This window comes from Empedobacter sp. R132-2 (genome assembly GCF_030324375.1).
GTDB classification, from domain to species: Bacteria; Bacteroidota; Bacteroidia; order Flavobacteriales; family Weeksellaceae; genus Empedobacter; species Empedobacter falsenii_B.
Map to the genome: position 1 here is coordinate 1 of NZ_JACAGG010000008.1, position 18,899 is coordinate 18,899.

At 31.8% G+C, this 18,899-nt stretch carries 18 protein-coding genes, 1 other RNA gene and 1 pseudogene; 10 read left to right on the forward strand and 10 right to left on the reverse strand.

From position 1 onward, the window contains the following. Positions 1-154: 154 nt before the first annotated feature. Positions 155-1,348 carry an ADP-forming succinate--CoA ligase subunit beta gene (gene sucC / locus HXZ69_RS05850; RefSeq protein ID WP_221853950.1) on the reverse strand — a complete coding sequence of 398 codons (1,194 nt, stop codon included), beginning with the start codon at positions 1,346-1,348 and terminating at the stop codon, positions 155-157. 402 nt (positions 1,349-1,750) lie between these two features. Between sucC and HXZ69_RS05855 the strand changes: the two genes are divergently transcribed. The 3 genes from HXZ69_RS05855 (at position 1,751) to HXZ69_RS05865 (ending at position 3,902) form a co-directional block, all read left to right on the forward strand. Beyond that, on the forward strand, positions 1,751-2,425 hold the full coding sequence (locus HXZ69_RS05855) for an ABC transporter ATP-binding protein (RefSeq protein ID WP_038335263.1): 675 nt from the start codon (positions 1,751-1,753) through the stop codon (positions 2,423-2,425). Beyond that, positions 2,426-3,190 (forward strand): TIGR02757 family protein, encoded by a 765-nt coding sequence (locus HXZ69_RS05860; RefSeq protein ID WP_221853949.1) that lies wholly within the window; start codon positions 2,426-2,428, stop codon positions 3,188-3,190. It abuts the gene before it with no gap. 61 nt (positions 3,191-3,251) lie between these two features. After that, positions 3,252-3,902 (forward strand): alpha/beta hydrolase, encoded by a 651-nt coding sequence (locus HXZ69_RS05865; protein WP_221853948.1) that lies wholly within the window; start codon positions 3,252-3,254, stop codon positions 3,900-3,902. 139 nt (positions 3,903-4,041) lie between these two features. On the opposite strand, the gene HXZ69_RS05870 is transcribed toward HXZ69_RS05865, so the two are convergent. Beyond that, positions 4,042-4,557 (reverse strand): DUF8465 domain-containing protein, encoded by a 516-nt coding sequence (locus HXZ69_RS05870; protein ID WP_221853947.1) that lies wholly within the window; start codon positions 4,555-4,557, stop codon positions 4,042-4,044. Positions 4,558-4,662: 105 nt separating this feature from the next. On the opposite strand from HXZ69_RS05870, the pseudogene HXZ69_RS05875 reads away from it, so the two are divergent. From HXZ69_RS05875 to HXZ69_RS05885, 3 genes and pseudogenes are all read left to right on the forward strand, one after another. Beyond that, positions 4,663-4,830 (forward strand): annotated as a pseudogene (locus HXZ69_RS05875) (glycosyltransferase); the annotation flags it as partial. Positions 4,831-4,867: 37 nt separating this feature from the next. Continuing rightward, a complete protein-coding gene (locus tag HXZ69_RS05880) occupies positions 4,868-5,596 on the forward strand; it encodes a CpsD/CapB family tyrosine-protein kinase (protein ID WP_409410967.1) in 729 nt (242 codons plus the stop codon). Positions 5,597-5,601: 5 nt separating this feature from the next. Beyond that, complete coding sequence (locus tag HXZ69_RS05885; protein WP_221853946.1) at positions 5,602-6,177, forward strand: sugar transferase; 576 nt, start codon at positions 5,602-5,604, stop codon at positions 6,175-6,177. A 53-nt stretch (positions 6,178-6,230) separates the two neighbouring features. On the opposite strand, the gene HXZ69_RS05890 is transcribed toward HXZ69_RS05885, so the two are convergent. The 4 genes from HXZ69_RS05890 to glmM all read right to left on the reverse strand — a co-directional run bounded on the left by HXZ69_RS05890 (position 6,231) and on the right by glmM (position 11,475). Beyond that, on the reverse strand, positions 6,231-7,859 hold the full coding sequence (locus HXZ69_RS05890; RefSeq protein WP_286495349.1) for an acyl-CoA carboxylase subunit beta: 1,629 nt from the start codon (positions 7,857-7,859) through the stop codon (positions 6,231-6,233). A 63-nt stretch (positions 7,860-7,922) separates the two neighbouring features. Further along, a complete protein-coding gene (locus tag HXZ69_RS05895; protein WP_038335367.1) occupies positions 7,923-8,516 on the reverse strand; it encodes an acyl carrier protein phosphodiesterase in 594 nt (197 codons plus the stop codon). Positions 8,517-8,620: 104 nt separating this feature from the next. Then, positions 8,621-10,000 carry a tetratricopeptide repeat protein gene (locus HXZ69_RS05900; RefSeq protein WP_286495350.1) on the reverse strand — a complete coding sequence of 460 codons (1,380 nt, stop codon included), beginning with the start codon at positions 9,998-10,000 and terminating at the stop codon, positions 8,621-8,623. 92 nt (positions 10,001-10,092) lie between these two features. Continuing rightward, positions 10,093-11,475, reverse strand: coding sequence for a phosphoglucosamine mutase (glmM, locus tag HXZ69_RS05905; protein ID WP_286495351.1), 1,383 nt, complete (start codon positions 11,473-11,475; stop codon positions 10,093-10,095). Positions 11,476-11,594: 119 nt separating this feature from the next. Between glmM and HXZ69_RS05910 the strand changes: the two genes are divergently transcribed. After that, positions 11,595-11,909: a GlsB/YeaQ/YmgE family stress response membrane protein gene (locus HXZ69_RS05910; protein ID WP_180905890.1), complete on the forward strand. Its 315-nt coding sequence runs from the start codon at positions 11,595-11,597 to the stop codon at positions 11,907-11,909. Between the two features lie 66 nt (positions 11,910-11,975). Here HXZ69_RS05910 and HXZ69_RS05915 read toward each other — a convergent pair whose 3' ends face one another. From HXZ69_RS05915 to ffs, 4 genes are all read right to left on the reverse strand, one after another. Further along, on the reverse strand, positions 11,976-12,542 hold the full coding sequence (locus tag HXZ69_RS05915; RefSeq protein ID WP_286495352.1) for an acetate uptake transporter: 567 nt from the start codon (positions 12,540-12,542) through the stop codon (positions 11,976-11,978). Between the two features lie 213 nt (positions 12,543-12,755). Beyond that, entirely contained in the window at positions 12,756-14,600 is a 1,845-nt protein-coding gene (gene yidC, locus HXZ69_RS05920) for a membrane protein insertase YidC (RefSeq protein WP_286495353.1), read from the reverse strand. Then, positions 14,578-16,230, reverse strand: coding sequence for a CTP synthase (gene pyrG / locus HXZ69_RS05925; protein WP_125349700.1), 1,653 nt, complete (start codon positions 16,228-16,230; stop codon positions 14,578-14,580). Before pyrG ends, yidC begins: the two co-directional genes overlap by 23 nt. Positions 16,231-16,311: 81 nt before the next feature. Further along, positions 16,312-16,410, reverse strand: an RNA gene (gene ffs, locus HXZ69_RS05930) — signal recognition particle sRNA small type. 229 nt (positions 16,411-16,639) lie between these two features. On the opposite strand from ffs, the gene HXZ69_RS05935 reads away from it, so the two are divergent. From HXZ69_RS05935 to HXZ69_RS05945, 3 genes are read left to right on the forward strand one after another with little or no spacing between them, the layout of a single operon-like run. Beyond that, positions 16,640-17,209: a DUF4199 family protein gene (locus HXZ69_RS05935; RefSeq protein ID WP_114998993.1), complete on the forward strand. Its 570-nt coding sequence runs from the start codon at positions 16,640-16,642 to the stop codon at positions 17,207-17,209. Positions 17,210-17,212: 3 nt separating this feature from the next. Then, complete coding sequence (locus tag HXZ69_RS05940; RefSeq protein ID WP_114998995.1) at positions 17,213-18,175, forward strand: glycosyltransferase family 2 protein; 963 nt, start codon at positions 17,213-17,215, stop codon at positions 18,173-18,175. A 17-nt stretch (positions 18,176-18,192) separates the two neighbouring features. Further along, positions 18,193-18,897, forward strand: a complete 705-nt coding sequence (locus tag HXZ69_RS05945; RefSeq protein WP_125349699.1) for a GIN domain-containing protein — start codon at positions 18,193-18,195, stop codon at positions 18,895-18,897. Positions 18,898-18,899 lie beyond the last annotated feature (2 nt).

Sequence of the window (18,899 nt, forward strand, 5' to 3'; positions counted from 1 at the left end):
AATAATTCACAGAATTTATGCACTAATTAAAAATCAAAATATTTATAAAAATAACTTGGTTTTGTCATAGAAATCAGAATGACAATAAATCATACAAAAAAACCTCTCAAAGAATTCTTTGAGAGGTTTGATATATTGTAAATAAGTTAAAATCCTAACCTACTAATTCTTCTACTTTGTCAGCAGCGTCTTTTAATGTGATAGCAGAGTGAACAGCGAAACCTGATTCATCAATCATTTTCTTAGCGATTTCTGCATTTGTTCCTTGTAAACGAACAATAATTGGCACATTAATTTCGTCACCCATATTGTTGTAAGCATCTAAAATACCTTGAGCAACACGATCACAACGTACAATACCACCAAAAATATTGATTAAGATAGCTTTTACGTTTTTATCTTTTAAGATAATACGGAAACCTTTTTCTACACGCTCAGCATCAGCAGTACCACCAACGTCTAAGAAGTTTGCAGGATTACCACCAGATAATTTGATGATATCCATAGTTGCCATTGCTAAACCAGCTCCGTTAACCATACATCCTACGTTTCCGTCTAATTTTACGAAGTTTAATCCAGCTTCACCAGCTTCAACTTCTGTTGGATCTTCTTCTCTTGTATCACGTAAAGCAGCGATATCTGGATGACGGAATAATGAGTTATCATCGATAGATACTTTAGCATCTACAGCGATAATTTGATCGTCAGATGTTTTAAGAACTGGGTTAATTTCGAACATAGAAGCGTCAATCGCAACGTATGCATTATATAAAGCAGTGATAAATTTAACACCATCTTTGAAAGCATTTCCTGATAAACCTAAGTTAAAAGCAACTTTACGCGCTTGGAAACCTTGGATTCCTACAGCAGGATCAATTTCTTCTGTAAAGATTTTGTCTGGTGTGTGCTCAGCAACTTCCTCGATATCCATTCCACCTTCAGTAGAATACATAATCATGTTTTTACCAGTTGCACGATCTAACAATACAGAAACATAGTATTCTTCAGTTTCAGATTCACCTGGATAATAAACATCCTCAGCAATTAAAACTTGATGAACTTTTTTACCTTCAGCCGAAGTTTGAGGTGTTACTAACTGCATTCCGATGATTTCGTTTGCTTTCTCTTTAACTTCGTCCAAGTTTTTAGCAAGCTTTACTCCACCACCTTTTCCACGACCACCTGCGTGTACTTGTGCTTTTACGACATGCCAACCTGTACCAGTTTGTTCAGTTAATTGTTTAGCAGCTTCTACAGCTTCTTCTGGTGTAGTAGCAACGATACCACGTTGTACTTTCACACCATATTTACTAAGAATTTCTTTTCCTTGATATTCGTGAAGATTCATTTTTTTTGATTTTTCAATTACAAAAATAAAAATATTGTTGATGTATTCTAAATTTTGCCATATTAATTTTATCAGCTTATGCTAAAAAAGTGATTAATATTATTTATTTAGAGGTTACAAGATACGAATATTAATGATTTAAAAAGTCAAAACAATTGTTATATAATTTTTAAATCGTACCAAGTACACTAAAATTGTTTGTTTTGGGTTTAAAGCATTTTCGACGGAGGATTGATTTTATAATTTTATCAATAAAAAACCGTCAATTCTAGTGAAATTCTATTCTCGATACAATTTTTTATCATTTCATTTCTAAAAATCACTCGAACTGACGAATTTTAATTCAAAAAAAACTTATCACTTATGATTTAAGACTTAGTACTTAATTTATATCTTTACCTCATGATAAAAGCAGAAAATATTGTTAAGAAATTTGGTGAATTAGAAGTGCTAAAAAATGTTTCTTTATCGATTGTAGAAAAAGAAATCGTTTCTATCGTTGGTGCTTCTGGAGCAGGAAAAACAACTTTGCTTCAAATTTTAGGAACATTAGAAAAAAGTTCTGAGCCAAAGAAATATAATACTTCTATTCAGATTGCGGGACAAGATATCACGAAGTTAAACGATCGCGATTTATCTAAATTTCGTAACGAAAACATTGGATTCATTTTTCAGTTTCATCAATTGTTGCCAGAATTTAATGCAATAGAAAATATTTGTATTCCAGCTTTTATCAAGAAAACAAAAAAAGCAGAAGCCGAAAAGCGTGCAAAAGAGTTAATGTCTTATTTGGGACTTTCGCAACGTTTGACACATAAACCTAATCAACTTTCTGGAGGAGAACAACAACGTGTAGCAGTAGCTCGTGCGTTGATTAATCAGCCTAAAGTAGTTTTTGCTGATGAACCTTCTGGTAATTTAGATTCTAAAAATGCTGAAGAATTACATGAATTATTTTTCAATCTTCGAAACGAATTTGGACAAACTTTTGTCATTGTGACACATAACGAAGAATTAGCAAATATGACTGATCGAAAATTGGTGATGGCTGATGGAATTTTTCAAATAGAAATGTAAATGATTCAAGAAGAATTAAAGGATTTTTTAGACGAAAAAGTTCTTCAATATAATACATTAGACTTTATCGATTCTGATCCAGTACAGATTCCGCATAGATTTTCTGCGAAAGAAGATATCGAAATTGCTGGGTTTTTAGCGGCAACAATTGCATGGGGAAATCGTAAAATGATTATCAATAATGCGAATAAAATGATGCAGTTGATGGGAAATTCGCCTTACGATTTTGTGATGAATTTCTCTGAGAATCATTTAAAGAATTTGGGTGGTTTTGTTCACAGAACATTCAATAGTGAAGATTTGAAATTTTTCATGCAATCGCTTCGTAACATTTATCAAAATCATGGCGGATTGGAACAAGTTTTTGCAAAACATCAAACTTCAGATTCGATGCAAGCATCAATCTCGAATTTCAAACAAACTTTTTTTGAAATAGAACATCCAACTCGAACAACTAAACATATTTCAGATCCATTGAATAATTCGGCTGCAAAGCGTATCAATATGTACTTGCGTTGGATGATTCGTGATGACAAACAAGGCGTAGATTTAGGAATTTGGAAATCCATTCCAACTTCTATTCTTTCCTGTCCTTTGGATGTACATTCGGGAAATGTTGCACGAAAATTAAATATTCTGACTCGAAAACAAAATGATGCAAAAGCATTGAAAGAACTTGATACAAAATTGCGAGAAATGGATGCAAATGATCCTGTGAAATATGATTTCGCTTTATTTGGTTTGGGTGTTTTCGAAGGGTTTTAACTGAACTGAAAATAATTTTATTTAGAAAAATTAGAATTAAATTCGCTAAAAATAAGTTTGTATGAAAGAATTGAATGGAATAAAATATATCGAACGTTTACCTGTTGTTTCGACTGAAAAAACGCCTCTTTTTGTGCTGATACATGGTTATGGAAGCAACGAAGAAGATTTGTTTTCATTTGCACAAGATTTACCGCAGAATGCGCATATTATAAGTGTACGAGCGTTGCATGATATTGTGTATGGCGGATATGCGTGGTATGATATTAATTTTGTGAACAATGAAAAATGGATGGATGAAACGCAAGCAATAGAATCGCGTAATAAATTGGTCGAATTTATTGATGCAATTGTTCAACAAGAGAATTTAGATGACGCAAATGTAACATTGATGGGCTTTAGCCAAGGTGCAATTTTGAGTTATGCGATTTCGCTAAATAATCCAGAAAAGATTAAAAACGTGGCTATTTTAAGTGGTTATCCAGAAGCTAAAATTATTGGAGATTTTGATCAATCGAAAGATTTTTCGAACTTAAATTTCTTTGTTTCGCACGGAACAGAAGATGTTGTATTGCCAATTGAATTAGGACGAATGGGTGACGAGTTTTTAAAATCGATGAATATTAATTTTGAATACCACGAATATAGAAGTGGACACGGAATTGTTCCTCAAAATTATTATGATTTGATGGATTGGATCAAAAGATTTTAATCCTAAAAATAATGAAATTCTGAAACAAATTCAGAATGACTTTCTTTGTTTATAGCCAATGACTAATAATAATGAAAATTGTCATATTGAGTGATTTTCGTTTCGATAGAATAAGAAAATTGTATCGAAATATCTCAATTTAAATAAATTTAACTTCTATGGCGTCGCCGTGATATTCCTTGAACGAGGCGTCATAGAATTCGATATTCGTGTAACGATATAACAATTCGGTAATTTCTTTTTTCAGAATTCCTTTTCCATAACCGTGAATTAAAATCAATCGAATTTGACTTTCGAACATAGCGCGCTCCACCTCATTTCGTGCAACATCTAATTGTGTTTGTATAATTTGCGCATTATCCAAATCACGCCAATTATCAACTAAATTTTCGATATGCAAATCAATTTCTCGCGTTAAATAAGGATGTCGATGAGATTTGCGAAAAGTCTTAAACTTTGGTTTCGAAAATTCTTTGATTTTCTCATCTCGATATTCTTCATAGTCAATTTCAATATCTTTGATGATTTCATCTTGGCGATACTCATATTCAAAACCAAACTCATCATTAAAGTAAACAAAATCACCTTTCAATTTGGAAATTGTTCCCGAAATATTATCATCTATCACTTTAACTTTTGTACCAATTTTGAACATTCGACTACTTTTTCTGCAAAATTAAGAATTATTTTATGAGTTTTTAAGTTGTTGTATTATTCAATTCAAACTCAATGTTGTATTTTTGTTTATTAAACTAACCAAATGTCAAATCAACATAGAAAAATAAAAGTACTTTTTAGGCTTCGTTCATTAGAAATGGGTGGAGTTCCAATAGTAGTTTTAGATTTGTTGCGAAACTTACCAAAAGATAAATTCGACTTTACTTTGATGCTTAACTTGTATCAAGGCGAATTGATTAAAGAAATTCCTATAACCTTTAGTTGTAATCAACAATCCAAAATCAGGAATTTCTGAATCGTTTAGATCAATTCGTTCTAATCTGAAATATTTATACAAGAATCCAGGACTTGAAGATGATAACAAAACGATTTTAATGACATCATTTATTGGAGGTGAAGGTAAAATTTTCAATGCGATGAATATTGCGAGTTCACTTGGTTCTATGGATAAGAAAACGGTTCTGATTGGATTAGATTTACGTCAACCAAAAATCTTTGATGATTTTAACATTAATAATAAAACAGGTGTAACAGACTATGTTGCGGATGATTTAGAGTTAAATCAAATTACACAACGTACAATTTTACCAAATTTAGATATTATTTCAGCAGGTCCAATTCCTCCAAATCCTTCAGAATTGATTTTGAGTAATCGAATGGATCAATTATTTGCTGAATTGAAAGAGAAATATGAATTCGTAATTATAGATTCACCGCCAATAGGATTAGTAACAGATTCGTACGATTTGATGCTTAACGCAGATTGCACATTGTATGTAACACGTTACAACTATTCGGAGAAAAACTTTATCCATGCAATTTCGAATAAATATGATGAAGGTGAGGTTTCGAATGTCGGAATTATATTCAACGATTTCCAAATTAAAACTGGCTACGGTTACGGATATGGTTACGGCTACGGCTACGGATATTTTGCTGGAGATGAGAATTTTGATAATTCATCATTCGGAAAAATAAAATGTTTAGCTTCTCGAAATAAAAGTAAATTCTTTTAATTGAAATGATCTTAAAGAACATATTTGATTATATACTTGCATTAATCCTACTAATATTTTTAGTTGGGTTAATTGTTTTGTTAATTATCATAAGTTCTATAGATACCAATCAATTTGGCGTTTTTACACAAAAAAGAGTTGGGAAAGACGGAAGATTTTTCAATATTTATAAAATCAGAACGATTAAAGGGGTTTCTAAATCGACAATAACAACCGATCAACATCAAATTACCAAAATTGGAAAGATTCTTCGAGATTATAAATTAGATGAATTACCTCAATTATTCAATATTCTAATAGGGGAAATGAGTTTTGTTGGACCTCGTCCTGATGTCGCTGGTTATGCAGATAAATTGGTTGGAGAGGATAGATTGGTGTTGAAAGTTAAACCTGGAATTACTGGTCCTGCTCAATTGAAATATTGTAAAGAAGAAGAAATTTTATCCAATGTAAATGATCCAATCAAATATAATGATGAAATTCTTTGGCCAGATAAAGTTAAGATCAATGTAGAATATGTAAAGAATTGGAGTTTTCGACAAGATTTGATTTACATGTTTCAAACAATATTCAAAAAATAAAAAGAGAATCCTAAATTGGATTCTCTTCTATTTTTAAAAATATTTTCGTTTTTCTAAACTTGGATAACACCTAAATTAAATTGTTTTTCAATCGGAGCATGATTCGCAGCTTCAATTCCCATCGAAATCCATTTACGCGTATCCAAAGGATCAATAATTCCATCTGTCCACAAACGTGCCGCAGCATAATAAGGACTTGTTTCATCATTGTATTTTGCTGTAATTTCGTTCAAAAGTTCTTGCTTTTTCACTTCATCAACTTCTACACCTTGCGCTTTCAAAGTCGCTTCTTTTATTTGTAGCAAAACTTTCGCCGCTTGCTCACCTCCCATAACTGCCAATTGAGCCGAAGGCCAAGCCGCAATTAATCTAGGATCATAAGCTTTTCCACACATAGCATAGTTTCCTGCACCATAAGAATTACCAACTATAATCGTGAATTTTGGAACAACAGAATTCGAAACTGCATTTACCATTTTCGCACCATCTTTGATAATACCACCATGTTCAGATTTAGATCCAACCATAAAACCAGTCACATCTTGTAAGAAAACTAACGGAATTTTCTTTTGGTTACAATTCGCAATAAAACGAGTCGCTTTATCCGCAGAATCTGAATAAATCACACCACCGAACTGCATTCCGTCTTTTTTAGACTTCACGATTTTACGTTGATTAGCTACAATTCCAACCGCCCAACCATCAATTCGAGCATAAGTACAAATAATTGATTTTCCATAATCAGGCTTATATTCGTCCAATTCTGAGTTATCAACAATTCTGTTAATAATGTCATACATATCGTACTGCTCAGCACGAGATTCAGGTAAAATACCATAGATTTCTTGCTCATCTAAAGCAGGCTTTGCTGCTTCAATTCGATTAAATCCAGCTTTTTCATAATCACCAATTTTACCAACAATAGATTTTATTCTATCCAACGCATCTTTATCATCTTTTGCTTTATAATCAGTCACGCCAGAGATTTCGCAATGTGTTGTTGCTCCACCTAAAGTTTCGTTGTCAATATCTTCTCCAATAGCTGCTTTTACCAAATAACTTCCTGCCAAGAAAATAGAACCTGTTTTGTCTACAATCATTGCTTCGTCGCTCATAATTGGTAAATATGCTCCACCAGCAACACAACTTCCCATCACAGCAGAAATTTGAGTAATTCCCATTGATGACATGATTGCATTATTGCGGAAAATTCGACCAAACATTTCTTTATCAGGAAAAATCTCATCTTGCATTGGTAAATAAACACCTGCGCTGTCCACCAAATAAATAATTGGCAATTTATTTTCCATCGCAATTTCTTGAGCACGCAAATTCTTTTTACCTGTAATTGGGAACCAAGCACCAGCTTTTACTGTCGCATCATTTGCAACAACAATACACTGTTTACCAGAAATGTAACCAATTTTCACAACAACACCTCCCGAAGGACATCCGCCGTGTTCTTTGTACATTTCATCTCCTGTTAAAGCACCAATCTCTATGTTCGGTTTTTTTTCGTCCAAAAGATAATCAATACGTTCCCTTGCAGACATTTTTCCTTTGCTATGCAACGCATCAATTCTTTTTTGACCTCCGCCAAGGTAAACTTGTTTCAGTTTTTGGCGTAGTTTAGAAAGTAATAATTTGTTATGATCCTCTCTTTTATTAAAAGTTAAATCCATTGTGGTTTTCTGTTTGTTTACAGCCCTAAACTAATGAATTTTATCGAATTCTTAAAATGAAATTTAGACTTGAGAATCAATGAATACAAAGTTCTTGCAATGCGTTTGGATTTGAGGAAAAAATGATAGAAAATCAGTTTCGAGATTAGAATAATTTTTTTCAAATTCGGGAATGATTTGATGTAAATTATTCTCAAATTTTGCTCGACTTCCGATTCCTTTTAATGTTTTTTGAACGCCTTCTATGGTCGAATAATTTTCGAACCAATCATATTTCAACAAATAAAAAATGATTTCTTGTAGTTTTTTTGGAAGCGAATTGTATTCATCCTTAAATAATTGATAACAATCTGATTTGAATTTTTCGAAAGGAGTTTCAGAATAATTATTCCAATATTTAATCAAAAAATAATCATAAATCACATCAATAATAATTGGTGCAAATTTGTGTTGTGTTTCGTGAAAATAACTTGAACTTTGTTTGACAGTTTCGTGAGAATCTGTAAATGTATCAATTGAACGATGCAATAAAATGCCTTTCTGAATATCTTCTGGAAAATCTAAATATTGTTTTCCCTTTACAGTTTCACCAAGCAAATTTCCAATTTGAAGCGATTGATTTCCGAAAGATAAATATTGATGTGCGACAAAGTTCATAAGGCTTGTTTAGTATCATAAAGTTAAGTTTTTTTGAATAAACCTGTGTTATTTTACTGTGAAGAAAAAAGCCATCTAAAAAAGATGGCTTAAGAATTATATTTTTATTCGTTATTTCCAGAAATTTGATTGATTTTTTCTTCTAAAATCGGATAATATTCGATCATAGAATCTTTTAAATTTCGATCCAAACTTAATGCATTTTGCAACGCTTCATTTCCTAATTGATCTTGCTCTGTAATATAATAGACATTACTCAATTGATAGAAAAATTCGGCACGATTAAAATTCTTTAAAGCGCCTGTTAATAAGACTGCAATCGCTTCCTCGTATTCGCCAACAGCAATTAAAGTTTCGACGTAAGCAAACCAAGTATGGAAAACTAAAGGCTTTAATTGAACCAATTTCGAAAGGTTTTTTATAGCTTCCTCAAACTTCATTTGTTTCAGAAAATAGTAAGTTGAATCTGTATAATATTCGTAATTATCGCCATTCAATTCTATCGCTCGCTGAATGTAATATTCGGCTTCTTCAATATTTTCTAATTTGTTGTAAAGCGAAGCTGCTTTTGCCCAAACTTTATCCAATTGCGGATCTTCTTTTATCGCAATATGATAAGCTTTCAACGCTTTTTGTGGTTTCTCTAACTTTTCATACAATTCACCAATTTTCATATGCGTAACAGCAGGCGAATCATCAAATTCTAATGTTTCTTCTAATGTTTCTATTGCCTTGTTGTATTCTCCTAATTCTTCTAAAGAAACTGCTTTGTTAGCATGACCAACAATAGAGTTAGGATTAATCGCAAGCACGTAATCTAACGCATTTATAGCTTCGTCATACATTTTTTTGTGATTGTACAACAGACCAAGTTGCAACCAAGAAACTTCCGAATATGGATTATCGTCAATAAAATCTTTTAGAAACTCGATGCATTCATCAGGATTATGAATTTCTTCGTAGCATTGAATAATAGAGTAGAAAGTATAATCGTTTTCTGGATTGAATTTCAATGCTTTTCTGAAAGCAATCAATGCAGAATGAACTTCATCTAAATTCAAATATTCATTTCCGATACTATTGCAAATAAAATCGGTTTCTTCGTCGTCTATTTGCAAAGCTTCTTCATAAAAACTTATCGCTTTTCGAGGCATATTTTTCATTCCCCAAAATCGCGCTTGTACAAGAAGATAATCTAACTCGTTTGCGGCTAAATCTTTTAAATCTTTGATGAGTTTTGCAGCTTTTTTTAAATCCTCAATTGTAAGAAAATATTCAATTCTCTTGATTTTGATATCTATATTTTCAGGATGCATTTTTTCTGCAAAATCTAGCGCACGTTTTGTGTATTCGCTATCATTTACTTCAATATAGAATTCAAGAATTTCGACCAAATCCTCTGAATCGTAATACTTATATTCACGATTGTCAAGCATTTGCTCAAAACATTCAATTAGCTCGTTATTAAAAAAATCTTCGTCCATAGTAGCAGACTAATTTACAAAATAAAATGTGCAAAAATCATAACGAATTGTTAGAGTTTTGCACATTTGTTAAACAATTAAAATAGATTGTTTTAGATAATATTTTTGATGCTTTCGATCATTTTATCCGCTAATTTATTTGCATTTTCTTCTGAAGTACTTTCAGTATAAATACGAATAATTGGTTCTGTGTTTGACTTTCTTAAATGAACCCATTCAGTAGGAAAATCAATTTTAACTCCATCAACTGTATTGATTTCTTCGTTTTTGTAAACTTCCTGAATTTTAACTAACAATTCGTCAACATTGATTTCTGGTGTTAATTCGATTTTCTTTTTCGCCATAAAATATGCTGGATAAGAAGCTCTCAATTCTGAAACTGATTTATCTTGTTCAGCTAAATATGTCAAGAATAAAGCAATTCCTACTAAAGAATCGCGCCCGTAGTGTAATTCTGGATAAATAATACCACCGTTTCCTTCTCCACCAATTTTAGCATCAACGTTTTTCATTTCAACTACAACATTTACTTCTCCAACTGCTGATGGTGAATATTTTTGACCATATTTTTCAGAAATATCGCGTAATGCACGAGAAGAAGATAAGTTAGAAACTGTTGCTGAAGGCGTTTTTGACAATACATAATCTGCGACTGCAACTAATGTGTATTCTTCTCCAAACATTTCACCTTTCTCATCGATAATTGCTAAACGGTCAACATCTGGATCTACCACAATTCCGAAATCAGCTTGTTCGTCGATTACTTTTTTACAGATATCACCTAAATGTTCTTTTAAAGGCTCTGGATTATGAGGAAAATGTCCGTTTGGCTCGCAATACATATCGTAATGAATTACACCTAAACGTTGTAATAACTTAGGAATTGCAATTCCTCCAGTTGAATTTACTGCGTCAATCGCAACTTTGAAATTTTTCTCTTGAATCGCTTTTGCATTCACTAATGGCAAAGCCAAAATTTTCTCGATATGTAAATCAATTGCATCATCAAAAGTTTCATAAGAACCTAAATCATCAACTTTAGCAAATGTATAATCATCTTTATCTGCGAAAGCTAAAATTTGCGCACCATCTGTTGCAGAAACAAATTCTCCTTTTGCATTCAATAATTTCAACGCATTCCATTCTTTTGGATTGTGAGAAGCAGTTAAAATAATTCCTCCATCTGCATGTAAATGTGTCACCATAACTTCTACAGTTGGAGTAGTAGATAAACCTAAATCGACAACATTAATTCCTAATCCTTGTAAAGTTGAACAAACTAATTGAGAAACCATTTGTCCAGAAATACGAGCGTCACGACCTACAATTACTTTATATTCTGATTGATTTGATTGATTCTTAAGCCAAGTTCCGTAAGCAGCTGCGAATTTTACAGCGTCTATAGGAGTTAAATTATCTCCCGGTTTTCCTCCGATTGTTCCACGAAAACCTGAAATAGATTTGATTAGAGACATAAATTTTATTTTATAGTGTTACAAATTTACAAATTACAAAAACTTTTCTTATCTTTTTGGAACGATTTTAGTTAAGATTTACTTAACAATTTTTAAAACCATAAAAAATACTATTAATTATGATGACAACTTCATTTATTATGTTAGGTATTACCGGAGTTTGGAGCTTTTTGGTATACTTAGTGTTCGGTTTAATTTGTGCTGGAATTGCTAAAGCAATAATGCCAGGTAAAGATCCGGGAGGATTTTGGGTAACTGCACTTATAGGTATTGTTGGTGCATATTTAGGAGCTTATATGCGTACAATTTTAGGAATTTCTCATGATGGAGAAGTGAGTTTTTTCAGTCCGTTGGATTGGATTTTTTCAATTTTAGGATCATTAATTTTATTATTTATCTGGAAAAAATTATTAGCACCAATGTTTAATAAATAATTCATTACAATTATAAAAAAAATCCTTTATCAGTCTCTGATAAAGGATTTTTTTTATTCATATTATTTATAAAGGAAGAATTGCTTTTTCGTATTTCTGATTAATCATAATTGCAGAAGCTTCGTAAAAAGCAATAAATCCGCAGATGATTCCTGTCCAACCAGCAAAATGTAAAATACTTTGACTTCCTGTAAAGTTACCTGCTGCTAATAACAAGAATAATAAGGTTAACGAACCAAATAATAATTTTCCGACCAAATTACCTTTTAATGTTTGTAAAAAGTTGATTAATGTAAATAATCCCCACATTCCTAAATAACATCCCATTGCATTTCCGTCCGGTTTTTCTACGCCAAACATCGGTGCTAACCATATAAATACAAGTGTTAACCAAAAAGCACCATAAGACATGAATGCAATACTACCAAAGTTGTTTCCTTTTTTCCATTCCATAACGCCAGCCACAAATTGTGCTCCACCTCCAAAGAAAACACCCATTCCCATAATCATACTATTAACAGGAAAAAAGCCTGCATTGTGTATGTTTAATAAAACAGTTGTCATTGCAAAACCAAATAATCCTAAAGGTCCAGGGTTTGCTGTTTGGTCTTTAATCGAGTAAATATTATTCATGTTATTTATTATTTTTAGACAATAATAATCTGAAAATAATAAATAAAAAAGAATTTATTCATAAAAAGTGTGTAACGTACACTACAAAAGTATTTTAAATGAATAAATTATTGATATTTAATAAATTGGTTACTAAAATTTTTATTGTCTTAAATAAATAAAAAAATCCGTTAATTATTATTAACGGATTTTTGAATTTGAAATATAATGTGATTATTTCTTTTTGTTCTTTTGTTGTTGCTCTTGCATTTCTTGAGCTTGTTTCATCATTTCTTGCATTTTCGAAGCAAACTTACCTGTTTTTTTAGGTTTCGTTTTATTTGTTTCGATGATTTGATGAATCTTCGCTTCGTGAATCATATATTTCTTAATATATAACACGATGAAAATATTAATCGCATTGGATACTAAATAATACCAAGATAAACCTGAAGCGTAATTGTTAAGGAATACAAAGAAGAAAACTGGCATTACATACATCATGTATTTCATGAATTGCATGTTTGGCATTCCTTCTTGTTGTGGCATTTGGAAGTTATCCATAGATCCAGAAACTTTAAAATAAATCATCATTGCAACAATGTATAATAAAGCGAATACACTTAAGTGACCATTAAGGAATGGAACCCATTCTGGTAATTTGATTAAATCATCGAATGCTGTTAAATCATCTACGAACCAGAAAGGAACACCTCTCAAGTCGATTAAGTTCGGGAAGAAACGGAATAACGCATAGAAAATAGGAATTTGTAATAATGCTGGTAAACATCCTGCTAATGGATTGATTCCTGCATTACGATAAATTGCCATTGTTTCTTGTTGCTTCTTCATCGCATCTTTTGGATCCTTGTATTTTTCGTTGATTTCATTCAACTCTGGACGAACAACTTTCATCAATGCAGATTGACGGTATTGTTTGTACATAATTGGAGATAAAATCAATTTTACAACGATTGTCATCAAGAAGATTACCCATCCTAAAGGAATACTCATTGCTGCCAACCATTTAAATACATTCAAGAAGAAATATTTATTCAACCAACCAAATAATCCCCAACCAAAGTCAATTAAGTTTTGGAATCCTTTGTCGTTATAATCTTTCAACATTTTATAATCCAATGGAATAAAATCCCATGTGAATTTTGTATTGATTTCATTATTTTTTAACTCTAATTTTGAGTTTAAGTGATAGTGTTTACTATAAGTTAAATCCTCTTTATCAGAGTTTTTAGAACCACCTTTTGTTGTTTTAAACCCTTCATCATTTGATAAAACTGTTGCGAAGAATTGTTGTTTGTTGGCTACCCAAGAAATAGCTTCCTCTTCTTCCCATTCGTCAGAACCAAATAATTCGTATTCGATGTCTTTGTTTCCTTTGAACTGAAAATAAGTATGTGACCAATATTTTTCTTGATCTTTCCCTTTTTCAGTACTGAAACCATCCATTGTCCACGCTAAATCTACATTTTTATCAGAAGTGATGTTAGATAAACCTTGCGTTTTAACTTCGAAATCGATACCATAAGAATCGCCTAATGTATAGATGTATTGAATTTGACTATTTTGCGCATTTGCTGTAAACGTCACAATTGTATTGTTCGCATTTTTCTGTACTTGAGGTACAAAAACTAAATCCGAAACATTAAGAACAGCTCCTTGTTTTGTTTTGAATGATAAATTGAACTTACTTGATCCATCTTTTATCAAATGTAAAGGATCTTTGTGTCCATCTTTTTTGTCATTGTAAGCTGTATATCCAACGATTTGTACGTCAGAAATTTGAGCTCCTTTTGGCGAAAAAGTAACTTTTAGTTTATCATTACTAATTTCAACATCTTTTGCTAATGTAGGATCTACAGTTTGAAAAGCTTGTGTTGTAGCTGTTTTATTTAATTGTTCCTGTTTTTTTGCTTGCTCTTGCTTTTGAACTAATTCTTTTTTCTGAGCTTCGACCTCCGCTTCCGAAGGTTTGTTTAGAAAATAGAATACGCCAAAAAGAATTGCAATTAAAATAAAACCAATCGTTTGGTTAAAATCAAATTTTTTCTCTTGTTGCATTTAATAAATCATTTTGTTTATTCAATAAAGAAGCTTCGATAAAACTTATAAATAAAGGATGTGGCGAAGCAACTGTACTTTTATATTCCGGATGGAATTGTACACCTATATAATATGGGTGTTGATTATGTTCTAAAATTTCTACTAATTCTGTTTCAGGGTTTTTACCAACTGGAATAAAATTGTTTTCAACAAATTCATCGTAAAAATCATTGTTGAATTCATATCTATGACGATGACGTTCTAAGATTTCGGTTGTGTTGTAAATTTTCTCAATTTTTGAATTTGGAGTTAATTCACATTTCCAATTTCCTAAACGCATTGTTCCTCCTTTGTCCGATACATCTTTTTGATCTTCCATCAAACTGATAACTGGATAAGGCGTTGTTAAATCCATTTCTGCTGAATCTGCTTTTTCGTAACCTAAAACGTTACGCGCAAATTCAATTGCCATAATTTGCATTCCCAAACAAATTCCTAATGTTGGAATATTATTTCTTCGTGCATAATTTGCAGCAATTATTTTACCTAAAATACCACGATCTCCAAAACCTGGTGCAATCAAAATTCCCGAAACGCCTTTCAACTGCTCTCCAACATTGTCTTCTGTAATATCACCAGAATATACCCAACGAACTTTTACATTCGTTTCGCAAGTTGCAGCAGCATGTGTAAATGCTTCTGTAATTGATTTATAAGAATCGTGTAACGAAACGTATTTACCAACTAAAGCAATTTCTATTTCGTTTTTAGGATTTTTATGATTTGATAAGAATTTGTTCCAAACTGTAAAATCTGGTTCTTGATCAGTTGGCAAATCTAAGCCTTTTAAAACAACTTCGTCAAAATTTTGTTTATGTAATAAGAATGGAACCTCATAAATTGTGTCTGCATCCATACTTTCGATTACATTTTCTTTGCGAACATTACAGAATAAAGCCAATTTAGCTTTTACATCTTTTGGTAAATGACGCTCCGTACGTGTAACTAAAACATTGGCATGAATACCATTTTCCATTAATGTACGAACAGAATGTTGAGTAGGTTTTGTTTTTAATTCACCCGCAGCAGCTAAATAAGGGACTAATGTTAAGTGAATAACAGAAGAATTATGTTCTCCTAATTCCCAAGTTAACTGACGGATAGATTCGATATAAGGTAAAGACTCAATATCTCCAACCGTACCTCCAATTTCAGTAATGATGATATCATAATCACCTGTATTACCTAATAATTTGATACGACGTTTTATTTCGTTTGTGATATGAGGAACAACTTGAACTGTTTTTCCTAAATAATCTCCACGACGTTCTTTTTCTATAACTGTTTGATAAATACGACCTGTAGTAACTGAGTTAGCACGAGACGTTGCACGGTTCAAGAAACGCTCATAATGTCCTAAATCTAAATCGGTCTCTGCACCGTCTTCCGTAACGTAACATTCTCCATGCTCGTAAGGATTAAGTGTTCCTGGGTCTACATTTATATAGGGATCCAATTTCTGAATTGTTACTCTATATCCTCTTGCTTCTAGTAGCATTCCTAATGATGATGCTACGATTCCTTTTCCTAACGACGATGTTACTCCTCCGGTAACGAAAATGTACTTTGGTGCTTTGTTTGTTTCCATTGAATCTTTAAATCAATGGTTGCAAATTTACGAATAAATAATGGGGTAAAAAAAAGTGGGAGTGAAATTTAGAAAAATAAAAATAGGCAAGCGATCTACATCACACCGCTACGACCGTATACCTTTGCTACGTTCCCGTCCTGGAGGATTCAACAGGAGCTGGTTGTGTAGGACTTGCCTGATGCAAAGGTAAGAAAGTTTTGTAAAAATAAAAGTGTTTATTGAAAAAACTTTCTTGTTGCTTAGGTCTGATTGAATTAATAGATTGATTTACAAATAAAAATTAGAACTAAAAAAGTAATTGATATTGTAAAAAATAATTGAAGAAAAGAATTTATGAAGATAAATTCCTTTTTAAATCATACAATTTAATAGAGAAAGAATTACGAGATATAATTATCTTTGCAGAATGATTAGTTTTAATAAAATTTTCAAAAACTCTTTGGTGCTTACAGCAATTACATTAGCATTGTTTTTCGCGCTTTACTTTTATTTTTCTTTAAACGGAACAGTTTCTGTAAAAGATTATTACACTTACAGCTTCATGATTTGCTGTTTTATTGTATTACCTTTGTATGCATTATATTGTTTTTTAATAATTTTCAATTTATCGAAAAATAAAGCAAAAAATCATCAAACTTCAGAAGAATTAATGACTTTCAAAGAAGGTTTTAAAGTTGGTTTCTACACGATTTTCTTTGCAGGAATCATGAGTTTGATTGTTATTTTTGTATTCTTCAATACTTATGGAGAATGGGCACAAGATAGTTTGAAACAAGGGTTATTAGATACTTTTACGTCTAATATGTCTGATCCAAAAGTCGCAAAAGATATCGAAACATTTAGAAATTCGGATGATTATAAAACACTTAATTTATTTACTGTGAAAAACTTCTTCGGATTATCCTCAATTTTCTTATCTTTCTACATCGCAATTGCAGCGATGTTTTCACAATTCTTAAAAAAACGTGTTTTTTAACATATGGATATTTCAGTTGTTGTTCCTTTACTGAACGAACAAGATTCCTTAGAGGAATTATTCTACAGAATCAAAAAAGTCTGTGAACAGAATGATTTTACATTCGAAGTTATTTTCGTTGATGACGGGAGTACAGATGATTCGTGGCAAATTATAGAGTATATTGCCAACTTCAATACAGAAGTGAAAGGAATTAAATTCCGTAAAAATTATGGTAAGTCTCCAGCACTTAGCGCGGCTTTTAAAGAAGTGAAAGGTGATGTTGTGATTACTATGGATGCAGATTTACAAGATTTTCCTGAGGAAATACCGTCGTTATACAAAATGCTGAAAAACCAAAAAGCAGATATTGTTTCGGGTTGGAAAGAAAATCGTCAAGATAATAAATTGACAAAAAATCTTCCTTCGAAATTATTCAATGGTGTAGCACGTAAAACCTCTGGTGTAAAATTGCACGATTTTAACTGTGGTTTGAAAGCTTATCGTTGGGAAGTAACGCAAAATATCGAATTGTATGGTGATATGCACCGTTATATTCCTGTTTTAGCGAAAAATGCGGGATATTCGAAAATTATTGAGAAAAAAGTAAAACATCAAGCGCGTAAATATGGTGTTTCAAAATTTGGAGCAAATCGTTTTGTAAATGGTTTCTTGGATTTGATTACACTTTTCTTTGCGTCAAGGTTTGGGAATAAACCAATGCATATTTTCGGTTTATTGGGTACATTGATGTTTATTTTAGGGTTTTTCGCTTCATTTTATTTAGGAATCGAGAAATTATATAAAGTTTATATTTCCCATACACCAGCCAGATTAATCACAGATAGTCCTTATTTTTATATTTCGTTAGTTTTTATGATTTTAGGAACGCAATTATTTTTGGCGGGATTTTTGGGCGAGTTAATTGTTCGCAATAATCGCGAAAAACAATTGTATTTAGTTCAAAAAGAATTGAATTTAAACTAATTAAATAACCAACTACTATGAAGAAAATATTTTTATTAGGATTTTTAGGTTTAGTTGCAACTTCGTGTTCATCATCAATTGATGGAGAAGGTGCTGCAACGGCTCAAAAAGAATATACAGCTGATAATATCAAAGATTTGAGCGTTTCGTGTAATTGTAATGTTATTTTAGTTCCAGGAAATAAATCTGGAGTTAAAGTAGAATCGCATCAAAATATTATTGATAATTTAGAAGTTGAAGCAAAAAATAATGCGGTTACAATCAAAGAAAAATCAAATGTAGACCATTATAGTGCCTATGATTTGTACGTTTATGTGACACGAGATTTAGAAAAGATTGATGCAAATAAACAAACTTCTTTGACTACTTCTGGAACATTGAATGTTGATGAATTGACTATCTCTGCGAAAGATCAAGCGAGAATTAATCAAACTTTTTTGATTACAAACAACTTTGATTTGAAAGCAGATGATCAATCTAATATTATGTTAGAAGGAACTGCTGGAACTATGAAAGTGAAAGCTTATGGCGAAGCACAATTGAATTTATTCAAATACGAGGTCAATGAAGCTAATTTCACAACAGATGATAACGCTTTATTAGACATCAATGCACGCCAAACCTTATATGGTTCTGCAAAAGGAAACTCAATTGTAAATTTTATGGGCGATCCTAATAAGGATACAAAAATTGCCGACCGCGCCCAAGTATTAAAAAAATAAAA

Excerpts from the sequence above, each read along its gene's own strand:
- sucC (WP_221853950.1), bottom strand. The coding sequence starts at position 1,348 with ATGAATCTTCACGAATATCAAGGAAAAGAAATTCTTAGTAAATATGGT.
- HXZ69_RS05855 (WP_038335263.1), top strand. The coding sequence starts at position 1,751 with ATGATAAAAGCAGAAAATATTGTTAAGAAATTTGGTGAATTAGAAGTG.
- HXZ69_RS05860 (WP_221853949.1), top strand. The coding sequence starts at position 2,426 with ATGATTCAAGAAGAATTAAAGGATTTTTTAGACGAAAAAGTTCTTCAA.
- HXZ69_RS05865 (WP_221853948.1), top strand. The coding sequence starts at position 3,252 with ATGAAAGAATTGAATGGAATAAAATATATCGAACGTTTACCTGTTGTT.
- HXZ69_RS05870 (WP_221853947.1), bottom strand. The coding sequence starts at position 4,557 with ATGTTCAAAATTGGTACAAAAGTTAAAGTGATAGATGATAATATTTCG.
- HXZ69_RS05885 (WP_221853946.1), top strand. The coding sequence starts at position 5,602 with ATGATCTTAAAGAACATATTTGATTATATACTTGCATTAATCCTACTA.
- HXZ69_RS05890 (WP_286495349.1), bottom strand. The coding sequence starts at position 7,859 with ATGGATTTAACTTTTAATAAAAGAGAGGATCATAACAAATTATTACTT.
- HXZ69_RS05895 (WP_038335367.1), bottom strand. The coding sequence starts at position 8,516 with ATGAACTTTGTCGCACATCAATATTTATCTTTCGGAAATCAATCGCTT.
- HXZ69_RS05900 (WP_286495350.1), bottom strand. The coding sequence starts at position 10,000 with ATGGACGAAGATTTTTTTAATAACGAGCTAATTGAATGTTTTGAGCAA.
- glmM (WP_286495351.1), bottom strand. The coding sequence starts at position 11,475 with ATGTCTCTAATCAAATCTATTTCAGGTTTTCGTGGAACAATCGGAGGA.
- HXZ69_RS05910 (WP_180905890.1), top strand. The coding sequence starts at position 11,595 with ATGATGACAACTTCATTTATTATGTTAGGTATTACCGGAGTTTGGAGC.
- HXZ69_RS05915 (WP_286495352.1), bottom strand. The coding sequence starts at position 12,542 with ATGAATAATATTTACTCGATTAAAGACCAAACAGCAAACCCTGGACCT.
- yidC (WP_286495353.1), bottom strand. The coding sequence starts at position 14,600 with ATGCAACAAGAGAAAAAATTTGATTTTAACCAAACGATTGGTTTTATT.
- pyrG (WP_125349700.1), bottom strand. The coding sequence starts at position 16,230 with ATGGAAACAAACAAAGCACCAAAGTACATTTTCGTTACCGGAGGAGTA.
- HXZ69_RS05935 (WP_114998993.1), top strand. The coding sequence starts at position 16,640 with ATGATTAGTTTTAATAAAATTTTCAAAAACTCTTTGGTGCTTACAGCA.
- HXZ69_RS05940 (WP_114998995.1), top strand. The coding sequence starts at position 17,213 with ATGGATATTTCAGTTGTTGTTCCTTTACTGAACGAACAAGATTCCTTA.
- HXZ69_RS05945 (WP_125349699.1), top strand. The coding sequence starts at position 18,193 with ATGAAGAAAATATTTTTATTAGGATTTTTAGGTTTAGTTGCAACTTCG.